Origin of the sequence: Bacillus fungorum, assembly GCF_002746455.1 — a bacterium.
GTDB classification, from domain to species: Bacteria; Bacillota; Bacilli; order Bacillales; family Bacillaceae_G; genus Bacillus_A; species Bacillus_A fungorum.
This window is the reverse complement of sequence record NZ_NWUW01000005.1, coordinates 16,063-33,598: the sequence shown is the minus strand read 5'-3', so window position 1 is coordinate 33,598 and position 17,536 is coordinate 16,063. Positions and strand designations below refer to the sequence as shown.

Sequence of the window (17,536 nt, the reverse complement as noted above, 5' to 3'; positions counted from 1 at the left end):
AAAAAACGAAAATTCAGGTTGTAATTCTTTCGAACCTTCATGTTTTCAACTACATTCTAACATGACTTTCTATATCATAAAAGAAAAAAAAGACCGAAAATCGGTCTTTTCTTTCTTCTATGATAAAGTCAGACAACATACCTTGTTCGTAGGATAAAGTGAAATTTTAACGGCAAGTGATAGTCTCTTCAGCCGCCGCATAAACAGCACGTGCTCCACCAATTAGTTTTCCACGTGTTGTTGCCATTGTTACATGTGCACTTCCAATCTCCTTCACACTTGTACGAACCGGAACAGCTACATGCTTTAAATGCATACCGATAAATGTATCACCAATATCCATTCCTGCATCTGCTTTAATAAACTCAATTACTACCGGATCTTTCAAATTGTGATAAGCATATGTTGCTAATGCACCACCTGCTGATCTAACAGGCGTAACTGTTACAATTTCAAATTGATATTTCATCGCTAACTCTCTCTCAACTACTAAAGCACGATTTAAATGCTCACAACATTGAAACGCCAATTCAATACCTGTTTGCTGTTGAAATTGTTTTAACTCAGAAAAAATCGCCTCTGCTACTTCCATCGTTCCTGATGTTCCAATTCTTTCTCCTAGCACTTCGCTCGTACTACACCCCACTACAAAAATTTGACCACTTTGTAATGAAGCTTGTTCTTGGAAATCAGAAAGCGAAATTTGTAGCTGTTCTCTTACCTTTACGATTTCTGTCATTACGCCTCTTCCTTTCACAGGTTGGTTCACCAAATTATATTTCATACTGCTTCTAGTTAGAAGCTATTACTTTGCTTCGTATGTTTTAATTTTTCCTACGCGGTTTTCGTGACGGCCACCTTCATAGTCAGTTGTTAACCAAATTTTTGCGATGTCACGAGCTAGACCTGCACCAATTACACGCTCGCCCATTGCTAACATGTTCGTATCATTATGCTCTCTCGTTGCTCTCGCGCTGAAAGTATCATGAACTAGTGCACAACGAATACCATTTACTTTGTTTGCAGCAATTGACATACCGATGCCTGTCCCACAAACTAAAATACCACGATCTACTTCGCCATTCGCTACCATTTCCGCTGCGGGAAACGCAAAATCAGGGTAATCAACAGAACCAGCTTCACATTCACAACCTAAATCAATATATTCAATGTTTAACTCTTCTAATAAACTTACAAGTTCTTTACGGATATTCATACCGCCGTGATCAGATGCTACTACTACTTTCATTTTTACCCCTCCAAAGTTTCAATCAATTATCTTCATTTCTCACTCGCTGCCTTTAATGGAACGAAATGATCTCCAATATCGTATTATACACGAAACATCAACCTTCTGAATGTTTTTTCAGTAAAGTTTGTACAAGTTCTTCCATCTCTTCTAACGTTTCTTTATAAATCGAAAGTGAGCCGCCAAACGGATCTGAAATATCCTTACTTATCCCCTCGGTTACCCCATATAATGTATCTACTTTCTTTTCACAGCTCGGATAATGTCCTAGAACAATTTGCCTATGGTTTTCCGTCATTGTTACTACAATATCAGCCCAATCAAGCAAAGCTTCGTTTACTTGCTGCGCGGCATGATCGATTGCAATTCCCTTTTCAGCTAAAGCTTCCTTTGCGTGTATCGACGCGTCACTTCCAGGATAGGCAAAAACACCAGCAGATTGCACTTCAAACTTACCTTCCCCATGATGACGAAGTAATGCTTCAGCCATCGGGCTACGGCATGTATTTCCCGTGCAAATAAATAATACTCGTTTCATCTAAACCCACCCCTTTTCTCTAGTTTCCTACCCTTTATCATAGCGTACATTAGAATAGAACAAAAGAAATGTGAATATACGAAAGGCGCATTTCTCTTATATTTTTTCTAAGAAAAATGCGCCTTATCCACATATATGTGAAACCCTATTTCCAAGTGCCCAAAGTATTTTACCATACATAAGGAACAGACTACAAAACAAAATAAGGAATCCATTTCATACGAAACGGATTCCTTTCATGTGATAATTATTTCATTGTAACCTTCATTACTTCTGTTGAACCTTTTGTAGCAGTTACACCTACAGTTGTCTTAATAGACTCAGCTGCATCTGTGTTTGTAATAACGATTGGAGTAATTGTGCTTTTCGCTTTTTCACGAATTAATTCTAAGTCGAATGAGATTAATTTATCTCCAGCTTTTACAGCTTGTCCTTCAGAAACGTGAGCTTCGAAACCTTCACCTTCCATTTTTACAGTTTCTAATCCAACGTGGATTAAAATTTCTGTACCGTTTTTCGCTTTAATTCCAATCGCATGTTTTGTGTGGAATAATTGTACGATTTCACCATCAACTGGAGATACAACTACGCCTTCAGTAGGATCGATTGCAACACCGTCACCCATCATACGACCAGCGAATACTGGATCTGGTACTTCTTCAATATTTTTCACTGCTCCAGTTAATGGAGCTACGATTGTTTCTTCATTTGTTTTTGAACCAAAACCGAATAATTTTTTAAACATAGGATAGTCCTCCTTATAATTTACCTAAAAGTTTATAGGGCAATCTCTATTAAAGATCGGAATAAACGTAAGACCTCATACTTCGAATATTATACTGTAAAAACGCTTTCGAAATAAATTACGTCATTACTACTAGACTCTTATTGTAGCGCCTCACAAAATTCCAGTCAATTCTGATTGTCTGAATAACAATAAGAAGTTAACTTCTACTTATATTTTCTCTTTTTTTACGTAACTTGTCTAGAGGTCTTTACTACATTTTGTTTTTTATTGTTAATTTGTAAAATTTTTTCAAACTTTTTTAAAATCCACTTGACTAAAGTAAGTAACTATTTTATTATTGCTTACATAAGATAAGTTAATAACTTTTAGGGGGTTTTCAAAAATGATGGATTTCGGTCTTCTTATTATTCGTCTTATTATAGGTATTACATTCATGGGTCATGGTGCTCAAAAATTATTTGGTTGGTTCGGCGGTCACGGTTTAAAAGGAACAGGTGGCTGGATGGAATCAATCGGCTTACGCCCTGGTGTATTTATGGCATTTATGGCTGGCGCAACTGAATTATTAGGTGGTTTCTTATTCGCATCAGGTATTTTCACTGCAGTTGGTTCATTATTTATCGTTGGAACAATGTTAATGGCAATCTTCACTGTTCACGGAAAAAATGGTTACTGGATCACACAAAACGGATTTGAGTATAATTTAATGTTAATTGCTGTCGCTATTGGGGTAGCTTTAATTGGACCTGGCGCATACGTTTTACTATAAATTTCATCTTGAATTCGAGATTATTTAGACGGAACTTACTTCAATCACAATGAAGTAAGTTCTTTTTATGTAATAAAAATATTATTTTCAGCAGGAGTTTTCCACTAACATCTTGTAAACAAACAATAAGTCGTCATATTTAGAAAGGGGATTTCAAGCATGCTATCCATTAATCCAAATGAGCAAACGGAAAAAGAGAATTACAAATTATTAACGGGAAGTATCATTCCACGCCCTGTCGCATTCGTTACTTCTGTAACAAAAGACGGCGTATTAAACGGTGCACCATATAGTTATTTCAATATTGTCGCTGCTAATCCACCACTTATCTCAGTTTCTGTACAACGAAAAGCAGGAATACCGAAAGATACTTCTCGAAACGCAATTGAAAAGGGGGCGTTTGTCGTACATATTTCTGATGAATCTTACGTAGAAGCAATTAACGAAACAGCAGCTAACCTCCCGCCAAATGAGAGTGAAATTAAACTAGCGAAACTAACACCAATTGAAAGTGATGTCATCTCCGTTCCAGGTGTAAAAGAAGCAAACATTCGAATGGAATGCGTACTAGAACGATCAATCCCTCTTGGCGGAACAGAAGACTCACCAGCTTGTGATTTGCTAATCGGACGCGTCGTTCGCTTCCACGTCGCAGAACACCTATACGAAAATGGCCGCATTCATGCAGAAGAGCTAAAACCAGTAAGCCGCCTAGCAGGACACAACTACGCAAAACTAGGAGAACAATTTGAATTGGTTAGGCCAGTTTAAAAGTGGAAGGGGCCCGTTTAGCTCTGACCAGCTAAGGTTCTCTCGCACAAAAGGTGCTTTTTACCTTTAGTGAGGGAGGTTCTTAGATGCGAAGAGCTGGCCACTGGAACTGGATAATATATAAAAGCGGAAGCGGCTCGCTCAGAATCGCAGGGCATTGGAGCTCTCTCGCATGAAGCGCTTTTTGCTTCATGCGAGAGAGCGAAATGACTGGAGATTCCCGCTGGAACTGGATAATATATAAAAGCGAAGGCTACTCGATTCCTTCCACCACTTAAACATAAAATCCCCTGCTACTAAGCAGGGGATTTTATTATTGTAATTCTTCCTTCTTCTCTTCTAAAGTAGGCATCTTCTCTTTTTTCGGTTTCCCAAGCTTAATGACTAAGAAATATAGGGAAAGCAATGTAATAAGAAAAACGATTATAAATGGATACGGAGAATAAAAAGCACGCGCCGCCTCCGTTTTTCCCGCCACAAACTTCAATGACTCAATATCTAAAAACTCAGCAAACATTTGTACACCGAGCATACTAAACCAAAAAACAAAAAAACTAATAATAATACCAAAAACTTGCTTCAATCTCGTCATCCATCTCATCCTTTCTATATGTGTAATTTTTTAGCGCAATCAGTATAGTACAAACAAAACTATGCACAGAAAGGAACCCTCTTATCATTCACGAATTAACTTAATCCAACCTAAAATTGAAATTTGCAAAACAATACCCCAAATAATAAGCAGTCGTAACCATCTAGGAAAGAAAGTTACAAATCGAATATACCATTCCAATAACCTGTTCATAACGTCCTCCTCCTTAAAATTATATAGGAAAAAGGAGATATAATCCAAATCCAACCAAAATGATACCACCTACTATCTCACCATATGTACCGAGCATATCTTTCGCATGTCTACCAATTAATAAACCAATCCACGCTAATAACATACTAACAAATCCAAAAAGTAATATCGTAATAATTGTCTGTGCTCCGTAAATACCAAGACTAAGCCCTACTGAAAAACTATCTATACTAACGCCAAATGCAAATACGAATAAGCTAATTCCGATAGGAGCCGTTCTAGCCTCTTCATTCTCTAAAATAGAGGAATATACAATATAGAATCCTAGTCCAATTAATAAAATAGCACCTGCAAAATGTGCAATGTCTCCATACTTCTCTGATAAAAAACGACCTAATACCATCCCTATAAATGGCATGATAATATGAAATATCCCTATCGTCATACCTATATACAGGATTTGTCTTATCTTTAAGGTCATCATTCCCATACCAAGACTCACCGAGAATGCATCCATCCCTAAGGCGAATGCCATAATTATTAAAGGTATTAGCTGTTCAAGCGTCATTCATGTCCCTCCTCGGACGTGCTACTTCACAATATGCTTATCCGAGGAGAAATATTCTGTTTGCTAATCTTGCCTTATCATTCAGTAATAATATGATGTCCCGCTGCTTTTGTTAAACGGTTCATAATGGCATTCCCTATTCCTTCATTCGGGAATGATTCACTAAAAATAACATCCACTTCACTTGCATCAAACGTTCTAAGTACATCATATAATTTAGTCGCAACGCTAGCTAAATCGCTTCGAACACCGCAAGATAATATAACATCTGCGCTATATACATGCTGATACTCTTCTGTCGTTAATACGCCTACTTTGAATCCTTCTTCCTTCTTCTCATCCACAAGACGCTGAATAAACTCACGTGATCCTTCAACAATACTGAGCGGCGCTTTCGGTGCATAATGTGTATATTTCATTCCAGGTGATTTCGGTTTTTCTTTCTCGTCCTTTAAAGCCGGATCTATAGAAACCGTACCAATCACTGCTTCCAATTGTTCTTTCGTAATCCCGCCTGGGCGTAATATCGTTGGAACAGCGCTCGTACAATCAATTACAGTTGATTCAACACCTACTCCAGTTGCACCACCATCTACAATACCTGCGATTTTCTCATTTAAATCTTCATATACATGAGACGCTAACGTCGGACTTGGACGCCCCGAACGGTTCGCACTCGGTGCTGCAACAGGTACATTTGCCTCCTCAATAAGAGCAAGCGCTACCGGATGATCGGGCATCCTCACTCCAACTGTATTAAGTCCTGCCGTCACTTTCTCTGAAATTCCTTCTTTTCTAGGTAAAATAATTGTTAACGGCCCTGGCCAAAAATGCTCCATTAACTTCTCTGCAACTAGCGGAATTTCCGTCACAATCCCATCTAACTGAGATTTTGTACCTATGTGCACAATAAGTGGATTATCACTCGGTCTTCCTTTCGCTTCAAAAATTTTCGCAATCGCTTCATCATTCATCGCGTTCGCACCTAGTCCGTATACCGTTTCTGTAGGGAAGGCAATCGCCTCATTTTCCCTTAATAATTTTGCAGCTTCTTGTAACTGTGGATAATATTTTTTTCTTTCCACAACATTATCCACAACCCACATATTTGTATGCATTTTTTCCCACGTCCTTTTCTACCCTGAAATACTTGTCTATTTTTAGTTTACTATGAGATTTATCCAAAAGACAAACAAGGTTTATCCACAAAATGTGGATAAACCTAATTAATCCGTGGATAACTTTGTGAATAGCTGACAATTTAGTATTATTGCATTTGGCTCTTTTATATTTTTACAAAAGTGTTCTAACTGTCGAATTCCCTCTGGTATGTTTTCTTTCTCTATAGTAACAAAGTCAAAAAACTGAAAGATTGTTATAGATTGTGGATGATTTGTTAGTAAGTACAATTGTCGAATATTTTTTTCTTTCATATACTGCAAAAACATTTCAAAAAAATATAAGAAAGTCTGTTTATCCACATTAGGTGTGAATAAACAAGAACGAATAAGTGCGTTTTCTTCACTTTGTTCATATCCAATGACAGCTCGTATTTCTTCCGCCTCTTCCAAAATCATAAATTGCGTGTACAACTCATTTATTTTATCATCTTTTTTATTAGCTTGTCCGAAAAAAGAATGCAATCTTTCCACATCTGCTTTCGTAGCAAAATATACCGTCTTCATAGTAAATCCCTCCTCTTTTTTATATATGAGAAGGGGTCTACTAATAGTACTATTTAGGGAATAAAGATGTAAAAGCTTCTACAATAAATAACTTAACTTCTGGCTTTTCTTCTTCCTCCTCTACTTTTACATACTCATTTTGTTTTTCTTGTTTTTGTTCCACAGGTTTCTCCACTTTTTCCACAGTTTTTGTTTCTTCTTTACTTACAGGTTGTTCTTCTACTTTCTTTTCATTTTTTACTATTTTCTTTTCAGAAGCTGTTACTTTTTTTGCGACTTCCTGCTTTACAACTTTCTTTTCTTTCACCGCATCCTCTTTTTTCTCTTGTGTATCCACTACTTCCTCATCTATTTGTTTTACCTGCTCCTCCTCAGGCGATTCAGCCTTCACAACATGTTCTTCTTTCCTTACAGCTGTACCACTTGAAAAATCTAAGAAACACATCGGCGGAAATAATACACACCACCAGTTTGCCCCTTCACCTTTCCCAATTGTAATCAACACCGCCTCATATTCCCCTGCTGGATAAATAAAATTCCCATATACCTTCGTAGGAAACTTTACATTCTTACTGAATTTCACTTGAAATGAATCTTTACTTCCTTCTTTTTTCAACGTATTTCCTACTGTTTTTTCGATTTCTGGAATATGACTTTGAATAACTTTACGCGCCTCTTCAAATGAAGTTAAATCCGCTACCCATCCATCAATTTGCGCTTTTACTTCATCACGTACTTTGCGCTTTAACGCCTGATCTTTATCTGAATCACTATTTGCTAAAATCCGTAATCGAACGGCCTCTTTCGGAATAACCGAAGGTCCTTTCGCATCAGCTTTCATATATCCAAACTGCACAAGCAACTGTGCACCAATTAATAATAGAAGAAGATAAGCAATAACTTGTTTTTTCATTTCCTCCACCGTCCCTTCTACAAACAGTGTGGACAGACTTTCATCATTCTAAACTATTAAATTCAAAATCTATATGAATTTTTCCACAAAAAAATAGAGTAAGGTGTGAACCTTACTCCATCTCTGCAAATACCATACGATCTTTTCCATTAATATCAAAAACAACCTCAACATGAGCATGTGGAAAAGCTTGTTGTAACAACCCTTTCACGTCCTCACCTTGCCCTACTCCAATTTCAAATGCCACAATCGCTTTCTTCTGCAACACATTCGGCAACTCTTCCATAAAACGACGATAGAAATCTAATCCGTCGTTACCGCCAACAAGTGCTCTCTTTGGCTCATGCTCTTTCACCACAGGAGAAAGACAACGCCAATCTTCTTCCGGTATATATGGAGGATTTGAAACAACAACATCTAACCTTTGACCTGTTTTATAAAATGGCGATAATAAATCACCGTGATAGAACGTTACTTCTGCACCCAAAGTTTTTGCATTTTCTTTTGCAACTTCAATCGACTCCTGCGCAATATCTACCGTATACACATGAAGATTTTTATTTTCTAAAGCGAGCGTAATAGAAATTGCTCCGCTACCTGTACCGATATCTGCTACATGTAGTTTCTCATCATCAAAATGGCGCTCGATTCTTTCTAATACTCCCACTATAAGTTCTTCTGTTTCAGGTCTTGGTATTAATACTTCTTCATTCACAAAGAACGATCGTCCATAAAACATTTCATAACCAATCATATATTGAATCGGAATACCTTCTACATGCTTGTGGATAAACTCTGCAAAACTTGTTTCTTGTTCCACAGTTATTTCTTCACGCATATTCATCAATAACCCTGTTCTGTTCGTCTTTAATACATGACAAAGGACAATTTCTCCCGCATTTTCATCTCGTCCATTTTCCTGTAAAAAAGAAGAAGCCCATTTCAGGGCTTCATAGACACGCATTACTCAGCTGCCTCCATCTTTTGAGCCTGATCTTCCATCACTAAGGCATTGATGAAATCATCTAACTTACCTTGTAAGATTTGATCTAGCTTTTGAATCGTTAAACCGATTCGATGGTCTGTAACGCGGTTTTGCGGGAAGTTATACGTACGAATACGCTCTGAACGATCCCCCGTACCAACAGCTTGTTTACGGTTTTGATCATACTCAGCTTGTGCTTCTTGTCTAAACTTATCATAAACACGTGCGCGTAATACTTTCATCGCTTTTTCTTTATTCTTAATTTGTGATTTCTCATCCTGACACGATACAACTACACCAGTCGGTAAATGCGTTAAACGCACCGCTGACATCGTTGTATTAACGCTCTGTCCACCAGGTCCACTAGAAGCGAATGTATCAACACGAACGTCTTTCTCATGAATGTCAATTTCTACTTCTTCTGCCTCTGGTAATACAGCTACAGTTGCTGTAGATGTATGGATACGTCCACCAGATTCCGTTTCAGGAACACGTTGTACACGGTGAGCACCATTCTCGAATTTCAGCTTCGCGAAAGCACCTTTACCATTAATCATAAAGATAATCTCTTTATATCCACCTAATTCTGTATAGCTAGCCTCGATAATCTCCGTTTTCCAACCTTGTACCTCAGCATAGCGGCTATACATACGGTATAAGTCACCAGCAAATAAAGCGGCCTCGTCGCCACCAGCAGCTCCACGAACCTCAACGATAACGTTCTTATCATCATTAGGGTCTTTTGGAACAAGTAAAATTTTCAGACGCTCTGATAATGTTTTATCTTGTGATTCTAACTCAGAAACCTCTTCTTTTACCATTTCACGCATTTCTGCGTCTAACTTATCTTCTAACATTGCTTTCGCATCTTTTAATTGCTCACGAACATCCTTATACTCACGATACACCTCTACCGTTTCCTGTATATCAGATTGTTCCTTTGAATATTCACGAAGCTTATTTGTATCGCTAATAACCTCCGGGTCACTTAACAATTCATTTAACTTCTCATAACGATTTTCTACAGCTTGCAAACGATCTAACACATCATTCACCTCTACATCCTAGTATCTAATACAAATAGTATATGGTACTTACTCAAAAAAACGCAAATTATATTTAAAAGTGGAGGTGGCTTGCCCAGCTCTGACCAGCTAAGGTTCTTCCGACCTAAAGGTGCTTTTTACCTTTCGGGCGGAAGGTTCTTAGATGCGAAGAGCTAGCCACCGGAACTAGATATCATTTAAAAGCGCAAGCGGCTTGCACCACTCATTCTCTCTATTCTGAAAAAAACCCGCCCTACATAGCGAGTTTTACTTATCTTTGTTTGTAGGAATTGCATGACAATGACGACAGCGTGGTTCATACGATTCTGAAGCCCCAACTAAAATAATCGGATCATCAAATGCCGCTGGTTCTCCATCAATTAATCGTTGTGTACGACTTGCTGGAGATCCACATGCAGAACATACTGCTTGTAGTTTTGTTACATGTTCAGCAATCGCCATCAGCTGAGGAACTTGTCCAAATGGTAGACCACGGAAATCTTGGTCTAAACCAGCTACAATGACACGATAGCCACGATTTGCCAATACTTGCACCACTTCCACAATGTCCCCATCAAAGAATTGCACCTCATCGATTGCAATTACATCCATATCTTCAGTGATATGTTCAAATATATCTTTTGAAGCTGAAACAGGAACTGCTTTTACCTTTAATCCGTTATGTGATACAACGTCTTCTTCACTATAGCGATTATCAATACATGGTTTAAATACAATTGCATGTTGTTTCGCAAATTGCGTACGACGCACACGGCGGATAAGCTCTTCTGATTTACCAGAAAACATACTACCGCAAATCACTTCAATCCAACCGTTCTGATTTATTAAGTACATGAAGCTCTCCTTTCGTCTACTTTTTAGTTAAAAGTAGGGTAAAGGTATAATATTTTCGCAAAAAAAACAGACAAGCGAATAGATACACTTGCCTGTTTTATGTTTTTATTACTTAAGACCGTATTTCTTATTGAAGCGGTCAACGCGTCCGTCTGCAGTAGCAAACTTCTGACGTCCAGTGTAGAATGGGTGAGAATCAGAACTGATCTCAACTTTTAGTAATGGATAAGTGTTACCATCTTCCCACTCAACAGTTTCGTTAGATCCTTTAGTAGATCCGCTTAAGAATTTGAAGCCTGTGTTTGTGTCCATGAATACAACTTTCTTGTAATCTGGGTGAATTCCTGCTTTCATTCTTTTCATCTCCTTCCGCCCTGAATCATTTTCGAAACAGAGTTTTTCATCTTCAGCTGCATACACAACTATATTGATGAAACACATATGATGAAATTATAACAAGGCTAACTTCATTTTGCAACTACCTGTTTTTGTCTTTTTAAATTTAAAAGCGCAAGCGGCTCATTCAGAATGGGAGGGGGATGGAGCTTCTGACATAGAGGCGCTTTTTGCCTCGTAGGAAGACGCGAAGCCACCGACCATTCTAGCCGCTGGAGCTGTGGAGGTGGCTCGCTCAGCTCTGACCAACTAAGGTTCTTTCGGGCGAAAGGTTCTTAGATGCGAAGACCTAGCCACCGGAACTGGATATTACTTAAGAATCCAGGACACTTCAAGCTCTCGACCTTGAAGCGCTTTTTGCTTCATGCGAGAGAGCGAAATGACCGGAGATTCTTCCACTTATCTCTCTTTAACATCACCTAAAAAACATAAAAAACTCGCTTACCACAAAATAAGCGAGTCCCAATCTTTTCCCTTTACTTAGTTGTTACATATCTTTTCGAATCTGCAACAATGTTTTGTAAAAATTCTTCATTTGTCTTTGTTTGACGAAGTTTACGTAAGAAACTTTCAACAAAGTCTGGTGTATCGCGCATTGTTTTACGAATACCCCATAACTTGTCTAAATGTTCTTTCGGAATTAATAGATCTTCTTTACGTGTACCAGAACGGCGAATATCAATTGCCGGGAAGATACGACGCTCAGCTAATGAACGATCTAAGTGAAGTTCCATATTTCCAGTTCCTTTAAATTCTTCGTAAATTACATCGTCCATACGAGATCCTGTATCAACAAGCGCTGTTGCTAAAATCGTTAAGCTACCGCCTTCTTCAATATTACGCGCAGCTCCGAAGAAGCGCTTCGGTCTATGGAAGGCAGCTGGATCGATACCACCCGATAATGTTCTACCACTTGGCGGAATAACAAGGTTGTAAGCTCGCGCTAAACGGGTAATACTATCCATTAAAATGATAACATCTTTTTTGTGCTCTACAAGACGCATTGCACGTTCTAATACAAGTTCCGCTACTTTAATATGATTTTCTGGTACTTCATCAAAAGTAGAACTTACAACATCTCCTTTAACAGAACGTTCAATGTCTGTTACTTCCTCTGGACGCTCATCAATTAAAAGTACAATTAATTCAGCTTCCGGATGATTTGTTGTAACACTGTGTGCAATTTCTTTTAATAGACTTGTTTTACCAGCCTTTGGAGGCGCGACAATTAAACCACGTTGTCCAAATCCAACTGGTGCAATTAAATCCATGATGCGTGTCGGTAACTTTTTCGGTTCCGTTTCCAACTTCATTTGGCGATCTGGGTATAATGGTGTTAATGCAGGGAAATGCACACGCTCTTTTGCTGACTCTGGATCATCTCCGTTTACAGCTTCAACTTGTAATAATCCAAAATAGCGTTCATTTTCTTTCGGAGGTCGTACTTTACCAGAAACTTTGTCTCCATTACGTAAATCGAAACGACGAATTTGCGAAGCTGAGATATAAATATCTTCTGAGCTTGGAGAATAGTTGATAGGACGTAGGAATCCAAATCCTTCTGATTGAATAATTTCTAATACGCCTTCCATGAAGAAGAAACCTTCTTTTTCTGCTCGAGCTTTCAAAATGGCGAAGATTAACTCTTTTTTCGTTAATTTGCTATAATACGAAATCTTAAATTCTTTCGCAAGCTCGTATAACTCTTTTAATTTCATGTTTTCTAATGCTGCAATTGACAAATTCATTCAGACACCACACTTTAACGTTATTCTCTTTTCACATGGGTAAAGGGAAAAAATACGGAAGGCAAATAATTAATAATGAAAGGCAATAAGTTCAAGTAGGGTAATATTCACTATTGTAACCCTTTTATCTAGTTTTAATCAATACGTTGAAACACAAATACAAGAAGCGAAGACAAGAAAATTTGTCTTCGCTTTTTATTTAATCTAGTTTCAGCAGCTAGAAGGGCCGATAACTCCAATGCCCTGCGATTCTGAGCGAGCCGCTTCCACCTTTTACTTAATAACCAAGTTCGGTTTTTTATTCAAGCTATGACGTCCGTCTACGAAGCGTACTGTGCCTGATTTTGCACGCATAACAAGAGATTGTGTTGTTCCTACGCTACCTTTAAATTGAACGCCGCGTAATAGTTCTCCGTCTGTTACGCCTGTTGCTGCAAAGATTGCATCATCACCTTTTACTAAGTCCTCCATGCGAAGGATACGGTTGATGTCGTCTATGCCCATCTTTTTGCAACGCGCCAATTCAGCTTCATTTTGTGGTAATAGTTTCCCGTGAATTTCGCCGCCTAAACATTTTAATGCAACTGCCGCTAATACACCCTCAGGTGCACCACCAGAACCGAATAAAATATCTACACCTGTACGATCAAATGCAGTATTAATTGCGCCAGCTACGTCTCCATCATTAATCAATTTAATGCGAGCACCAGCTTTACGAATTTCTTCAATAATCGCTTGATGACGTGGACGGTTTAAAACTGTCGCTACAACATCTTCAATATCTTTATTTTTCGCTTTCGCAACTGCACGTAGGTTATCAATAATAGGCGCATCGATATCGACCGCCCCAACCGCTTCTGGGCCAACCGCGATTTTATCCATGTACATGTCAGGAGCATGTAACAAATTTCCATGATCTGCAATTGCAATAACAGCAAGAGCATTCCATCCACCAGCTGCCACGATATTTGTCCCTTCTAAAGGATCAACCGCAACGTCTACACGTGGACCATATCCTGTACCTAATTTTTCTCCGATATATAGCATTGGTGCTTCATCCATTTCACCTTCACCAATTACAACTGTACCTTTCATCGGAATTGTATCAAATACATCACGCATAGCTGATGTTGCTGCACCGTCTGCTTCATCCTTTTTCCCGCGTCCCATCCAACGCGCTGATGATAATGCTGCAGCCTCTGTTACACGTACTAACTCCATAGATAAACTTCTTTCCACGATAATCCCTCTCCTTTAAGCCTTTATATTTCTGCCGTATTTTGTGAACCGTGTTTTTCTATAAAGTGTACTTCCGCAAGTAGTGATGCTTCGCTTCCCCCTTGCGGAAGTATCACTTATGCGTTCTTCATTTCTTCAATTTCCTGCTTTGTCATTTGTTCTCGCCAAATGTTTGCACCAAGCCCTTTAAGCTTGTCTACTATATTTTCATAACCTCGATCGATATGCTCAAGTCCGGTTACTTCTGTAATTCCATCTGCCATTAACCCTGCAATAATAAGGGCCGCTCCAGCTCGTAAATCACTCGCTTTCACTTTTGCACCTTGCAATAAAACAGGACCAGTTACAATAGCTGAACGACCTTCTACTTTAATTTGCGCATTCATACGACGTAATTCATCAATGTGTTTGAAACGTGCACCATAAATTGTATCTGTAACAACTCCCGTACCGTGCGCCTTTGTTAAAAGTGTTGTAAACGGCTGTTGTAAATCTGTTGGGAAACCTGGATATACAAGTGTTTTTATATCCACTACTTTTAACCTTCCATTACCGTTCACTGTAATTTGGTCATCGTTCGTTTCAACTTGAACACCAGCTTCTCTTAACTTCGCCGTAACTGACTCTAAATGCTGAGGAATAACATTATCAACTGTTACTTCTCCTCCTGATGCAGCTCCTAAAATCATATACGTACCCGCTTCAATACGATCCGGAATGATAGTATGGTGACAACCGTGCAGTGAATCCACACCATCTATTCGAATTACATCTGTACCAGCACCTTTAATGCGTGCACCCATGCTCGTTAACAATGTAGCTACATCAATAATCTCTGGTTCTTTCGCTGCGTTTTCAATAACAGTTCTACCTTTCGCTCGCACAGCTGCTAGCATAATATTAATCGTAGCTCCTACACTAACAACATCTAAATAAATACGTGCCCCGCGTAACTCATCTGCTCTTAAATAGATAGCACCTTGTTCATTTGTAACATGTGCTCCTAACGCTTCAAACCCTTTAATATGCTGATCAATCGGCCTCGGTCCTAAATGACATCCACCTGGAAGCCCAATAACAGCTTTTTTAAAACGGCCAAGCATCGCACCCATTAAATAATAAGAAGCACGCAATTTTTTCACTTTTCCATTTGGTAAAGGCATTGCAACCATGTTAGAAGGATCGACTACCATCTCTTCCTCCTGTCCATAAGTTACTCTTCCTCCAATTTCCTCTAGTAAGTCTCCTAACATTTTCACGTCCGAAATATTAGGGACACCACCAATAGTTACTGGAGTATCTGCTAAAATTGTCGCTGGAATTAGTGCAACGGCGCTGTTCTTTGCACCACTCACGCGAATTGTTCCATTTAAAGCTCTTCCGCCTTCAATTAGCAATTTTTCCATATTGAGCTCCCTTCTTGTGAATGTATTTACTTTCTATATTTTTATAGAAAGCTCCCCTTAAGAATCTCAATCACTCTTTCCACCCTAACACTCGATAAATAGGAACCCATTATCTTCATTTCTCCTATAATACAAAAAGATAAAGATTAACTATTCATCGAATTCACTTTATCAATTTAGATACGTTATCACATTTATTAATAGGACTATGCACATTATTTTCTATTTCAAAAACAAAATGATAAAATCTTTAGACTTGTTCACGCTTTCATTATACAACGAAAGGAAACCGTCTAAAAGACTAGACGGTTTCCAAAACGGAATTTTATTCTTACGCTTTACCGTTAGAACCGAACTCACGCATTTTACCAGCAACAGTTGCTTTAATAGCGTCGCGGCCAGGTCCGATAAATTTACGAGGATCGTAAACTTCTTGGTCTTTGTTTAATACTTCACGAACAGCTTTTGTAAACTCGATTTGGTTCTCAGTGTTTACGTTAATTTTTGAAGTACCTAAAGAGATAGCTTTTACGATATCAGCAGTTGGGATACCAGTACCACCGTGTAATACTAAAGGTACGCCAGTGAAGTCACGAACTTGTTCCATTTCAGCGAATCCTAAGTTAGGCTCACCTTTGTAAGGACCGTGTACAGAACCTAAAGCTGGAGCTAGGCAATCGATACCTGTTGCTTCAACAAGGTGCTTACACTCTGCAGGATCAGCGTAAATTACGCCTTCAGCGATTACGTCGTCTTCTTGTCCGCCAACTGTTCCAAGCTCAGCTTCAACAGATACGTTACGAGCGTGTGCATATTCTACTACTTTTTTAGTAGTTTCAACGTTTTCTTCGAATGGGTGGTGAGAAGCGTCGATCATTACAGATGTGAAACCTGCATCGATTGCTTCTTTACATTTTTCGAAGCTTGAACCATGGTCAAGGTGAATCGCTACAGGAACAGAGATGTTCATTTCTTCGATTAACGCTTTAACCATTGCTACAACTGTTTTGAAACCAGTCATATGACGAGCTGCACCCTCAGATACACCTAGGATTACAGGAGATTTTTCTTCTTCCGCAGCAGCTAAGATAGCTTGAGTCCACTCTAAGTTGTTCATGTTGAATTGACCAACTGCGTATTTTCCTTCTAGTGCTTTGTTTAGCATTTCTTTCATAGAAACTAAAGGCATGGTGAATCCTCCTAAAAAACGTTTTTTGTATCCGATAAGTTCTTATCGCTGGTAGTATGACCAGAATAAGGTAAAATATGTATATCTACATACCGGACTTTTTTCTACACTCAATAGGATAACAACTTGTACTAAAAAACTCAACCGTATTCACCTGCTCAACAGTCCATGTAAACGCTTTTTTCCATATTTTTTATAAAAATTTCATTTTTACGCCTCTACAGCGAGCTCATTTCTCACCGCTTGACGAATTTCATCAATATCAAATGGTTTCGCAAAATGCATTAAAGCACCTAAATCTTTTGCTTCTTGGATCATATCAAGCTCTCCATAAGCAGTCATTAAAATTACTTTAATACTCTCGTCAATTTCCTTTACATGCTTTAAAATCTCTATACCATCCATGCCTGGAATTTTCATATCTAACACTACTAAATCTGGATTATCTTTTTTCACGATATCTAGAGCTTGAAATCCATTCGCTGCTTGGAATGTCTGATAACCTTCTTTTTGGAACACTTCATGTAATAACACACGAATGCCATATTGATCATCAACGATTAAAATTTTACCTTCCATAACTCCCAACCTTTCTGTGTAAATACAAGATTTAAAGCTTCTTATAT

At 38.5% G+C, this 17,536-nt stretch carries 21 protein-coding genes; 2 read left to right on the top strand and 19 right to left on the bottom strand.

The window, feature by feature from the left end; genetic code table 11:
- Positions 1–166 precede the first annotated feature (166 nt).
- The 4 genes from CO726_RS08730 to CO726_RS08710 all read right to left on the bottom strand — a co-directional run bounded on the left by CO726_RS08730 (position 167) and on the right by CO726_RS08710 (position 2,532).
- Complete coding sequence (locus CO726_RS08730) at positions 167–784, bottom strand: TIGR01440 family protein (protein WP_136699481.1); 618 nt, start codon at positions 782–784, stop codon at positions 167–169.
- A gap of 21 nt (positions 785–805) precedes the next feature.
- The gene (gene rpiB / locus CO726_RS08725) at positions 806–1,249 is read right to left on the bottom strand and encodes a ribose 5-phosphate isomerase B (protein WP_060632958.1); all 444 of its coding nucleotides are present in this window, start codon (positions 1,247–1,249) and stop codon (positions 806–808) included.
- A 97-nt stretch (positions 1,250–1,346) separates the two neighbouring features.
- Positions 1,347–1,787 (bottom strand): low molecular weight protein arginine phosphatase, encoded by a 441-nt coding sequence (locus tag CO726_RS08720; protein ID WP_099683994.1) that lies wholly within the window; start codon positions 1,785–1,787, stop codon positions 1,347–1,349.
- 247 nt (positions 1,788–2,034) lie between these two features.
- Entirely contained in the window at positions 2,035–2,532 is a 498-nt protein-coding gene (locus tag CO726_RS08710) for a PTS sugar transporter subunit IIA (protein WP_002016294.1), read from the bottom strand.
- Positions 2,533–2,917: 385 nt separating this feature from the next.
- On the opposite strand from CO726_RS08710, the gene CO726_RS08705 reads away from it, so the two are divergent.
- Both CO726_RS08705 and CO726_RS08700 read left to right on the top strand, forming a co-directional pair.
- Entirely contained in the window at positions 2,918–3,304 is a 387-nt protein-coding gene (locus CO726_RS08705) for a DoxX family protein (RefSeq protein WP_098761433.1), read from the top strand.
- Positions 3,305–3,463: 159 nt separating this feature from the next.
- A complete protein-coding gene (locus tag CO726_RS08700) occupies positions 3,464–4,075 on the top strand; it encodes a flavin reductase family protein (protein WP_099683993.1) in 612 nt (203 codons plus the stop codon).
- A 313-nt stretch (positions 4,076–4,388) separates the two neighbouring features.
- Here CO726_RS08700 and CO726_RS08695 read toward each other — a convergent pair whose 3' ends face one another.
- The 15 genes from CO726_RS08695 to spo0F form a co-directional block, all read right to left on the bottom strand.
- Positions 4,389–4,667: a DUF3935 domain-containing protein gene (locus tag CO726_RS08695; RefSeq protein ID WP_099683992.1), complete on the bottom strand. Its 279-nt coding sequence runs from the start codon at positions 4,665–4,667 to the stop codon at positions 4,389–4,391.
- A gap of 84 nt (positions 4,668–4,751) precedes the next feature.
- A complete protein-coding gene (locus CO726_RS32795) occupies positions 4,752–4,880 on the bottom strand; it encodes a hypothetical protein (RefSeq protein WP_281259836.1) in 129 nt (42 codons plus the stop codon).
- A gap of 19 nt (positions 4,881–4,899) precedes the next feature.
- Positions 4,900–5,448, bottom strand: coding sequence for a manganese efflux pump MntP (locus tag CO726_RS08690; RefSeq protein WP_099683991.1), 549 nt, complete (start codon positions 5,446–5,448; stop codon positions 4,900–4,902).
- A 77-nt stretch (positions 5,449–5,525) separates the two neighbouring features.
- Entirely contained in the window at positions 5,526–6,566 is a 1,041-nt protein-coding gene (locus tag CO726_RS08685; protein WP_099683990.1) for an L-threonylcarbamoyladenylate synthase, read from the bottom strand.
- Positions 6,567–6,674: 108 nt separating this feature from the next.
- Complete coding sequence (locus CO726_RS08680) at positions 6,675–7,133, bottom strand: GNAT family N-acetyltransferase (RefSeq protein ID WP_099683989.1); 459 nt, start codon at positions 7,131–7,133, stop codon at positions 6,675–6,677.
- Between the two features lie 49 nt (positions 7,134–7,182).
- The gene (gene spoIIR, locus CO726_RS08675) at positions 7,183–8,046 is read right to left on the bottom strand and encodes a stage II sporulation protein R (RefSeq protein WP_099684171.1); all 864 of its coding nucleotides are present in this window, start codon (positions 8,044–8,046) and stop codon (positions 7,183–7,185) included.
- 112 nt (positions 8,047–8,158) lie between these two features.
- Positions 8,159–9,010: a peptide chain release factor N(5)-glutamine methyltransferase gene (prmC, locus tag CO726_RS08670; RefSeq protein ID WP_099683988.1), complete on the bottom strand. Its 852-nt coding sequence runs from the start codon at positions 9,008–9,010 to the stop codon at positions 8,159–8,161.
- The gene (prfA, locus tag CO726_RS08665; RefSeq protein WP_136699512.1) at positions 9,010–10,077 is read right to left on the bottom strand and encodes a peptide chain release factor 1; all 1,068 of its coding nucleotides are present in this window, start codon (positions 10,075–10,077) and stop codon (positions 9,010–9,012) included. Before prfA ends, prmC begins: the two co-directional genes overlap by 1 nt.
- A gap of 267 nt (positions 10,078–10,344) precedes the next feature.
- The gene (locus CO726_RS08660) at positions 10,345–10,932 is read right to left on the bottom strand and encodes a thymidine kinase (protein ID WP_099683987.1); all 588 of its coding nucleotides are present in this window, start codon (positions 10,930–10,932) and stop codon (positions 10,345–10,347) included.
- A gap of 108 nt (positions 10,933–11,040) precedes the next feature.
- Entirely contained in the window at positions 11,041–11,286 is a 246-nt protein-coding gene (locus CO726_RS08655) for a type B 50S ribosomal protein L31 (RefSeq protein WP_000643433.1), read from the bottom strand.
- Positions 11,287–11,804: 518 nt separating this feature from the next.
- A complete protein-coding gene (rho, locus tag CO726_RS08645; protein WP_001053899.1) occupies positions 11,805–13,076 on the bottom strand; it encodes a transcription termination factor Rho in 1,272 nt (423 codons plus the stop codon).
- Positions 13,077–13,349: 273 nt separating this feature from the next.
- A complete protein-coding gene (gene glpX / locus CO726_RS08640) occupies positions 13,350–14,315 on the bottom strand; it encodes a class II fructose-bisphosphatase (RefSeq protein ID WP_000442334.1) in 966 nt (321 codons plus the stop codon).
- Positions 14,316–14,431: 116 nt separating this feature from the next.
- Positions 14,432–15,721, bottom strand: a complete 1,290-nt coding sequence (murA, locus tag CO726_RS08635) for a UDP-N-acetylglucosamine 1-carboxyvinyltransferase (RefSeq protein ID WP_099683986.1) — start codon at positions 15,719–15,721, stop codon at positions 14,432–14,434.
- A 331-nt stretch (positions 15,722–16,052) separates the two neighbouring features.
- A complete protein-coding gene (locus CO726_RS08630; protein ID WP_001131847.1) occupies positions 16,053–16,910 on the bottom strand; it encodes a class II fructose-bisphosphate aldolase in 858 nt (285 codons plus the stop codon).
- Positions 16,911–17,120: 210 nt separating this feature from the next.
- Positions 17,121–17,489, bottom strand: a complete 369-nt coding sequence (spo0F, locus tag CO726_RS08625) for a sporulation initiation phosphotransferase Spo0F (protein ID WP_000398594.1) — start codon at positions 17,487–17,489, stop codon at positions 17,121–17,123.
- Positions 17,490–17,536: the final 47 nt, after the last annotated feature.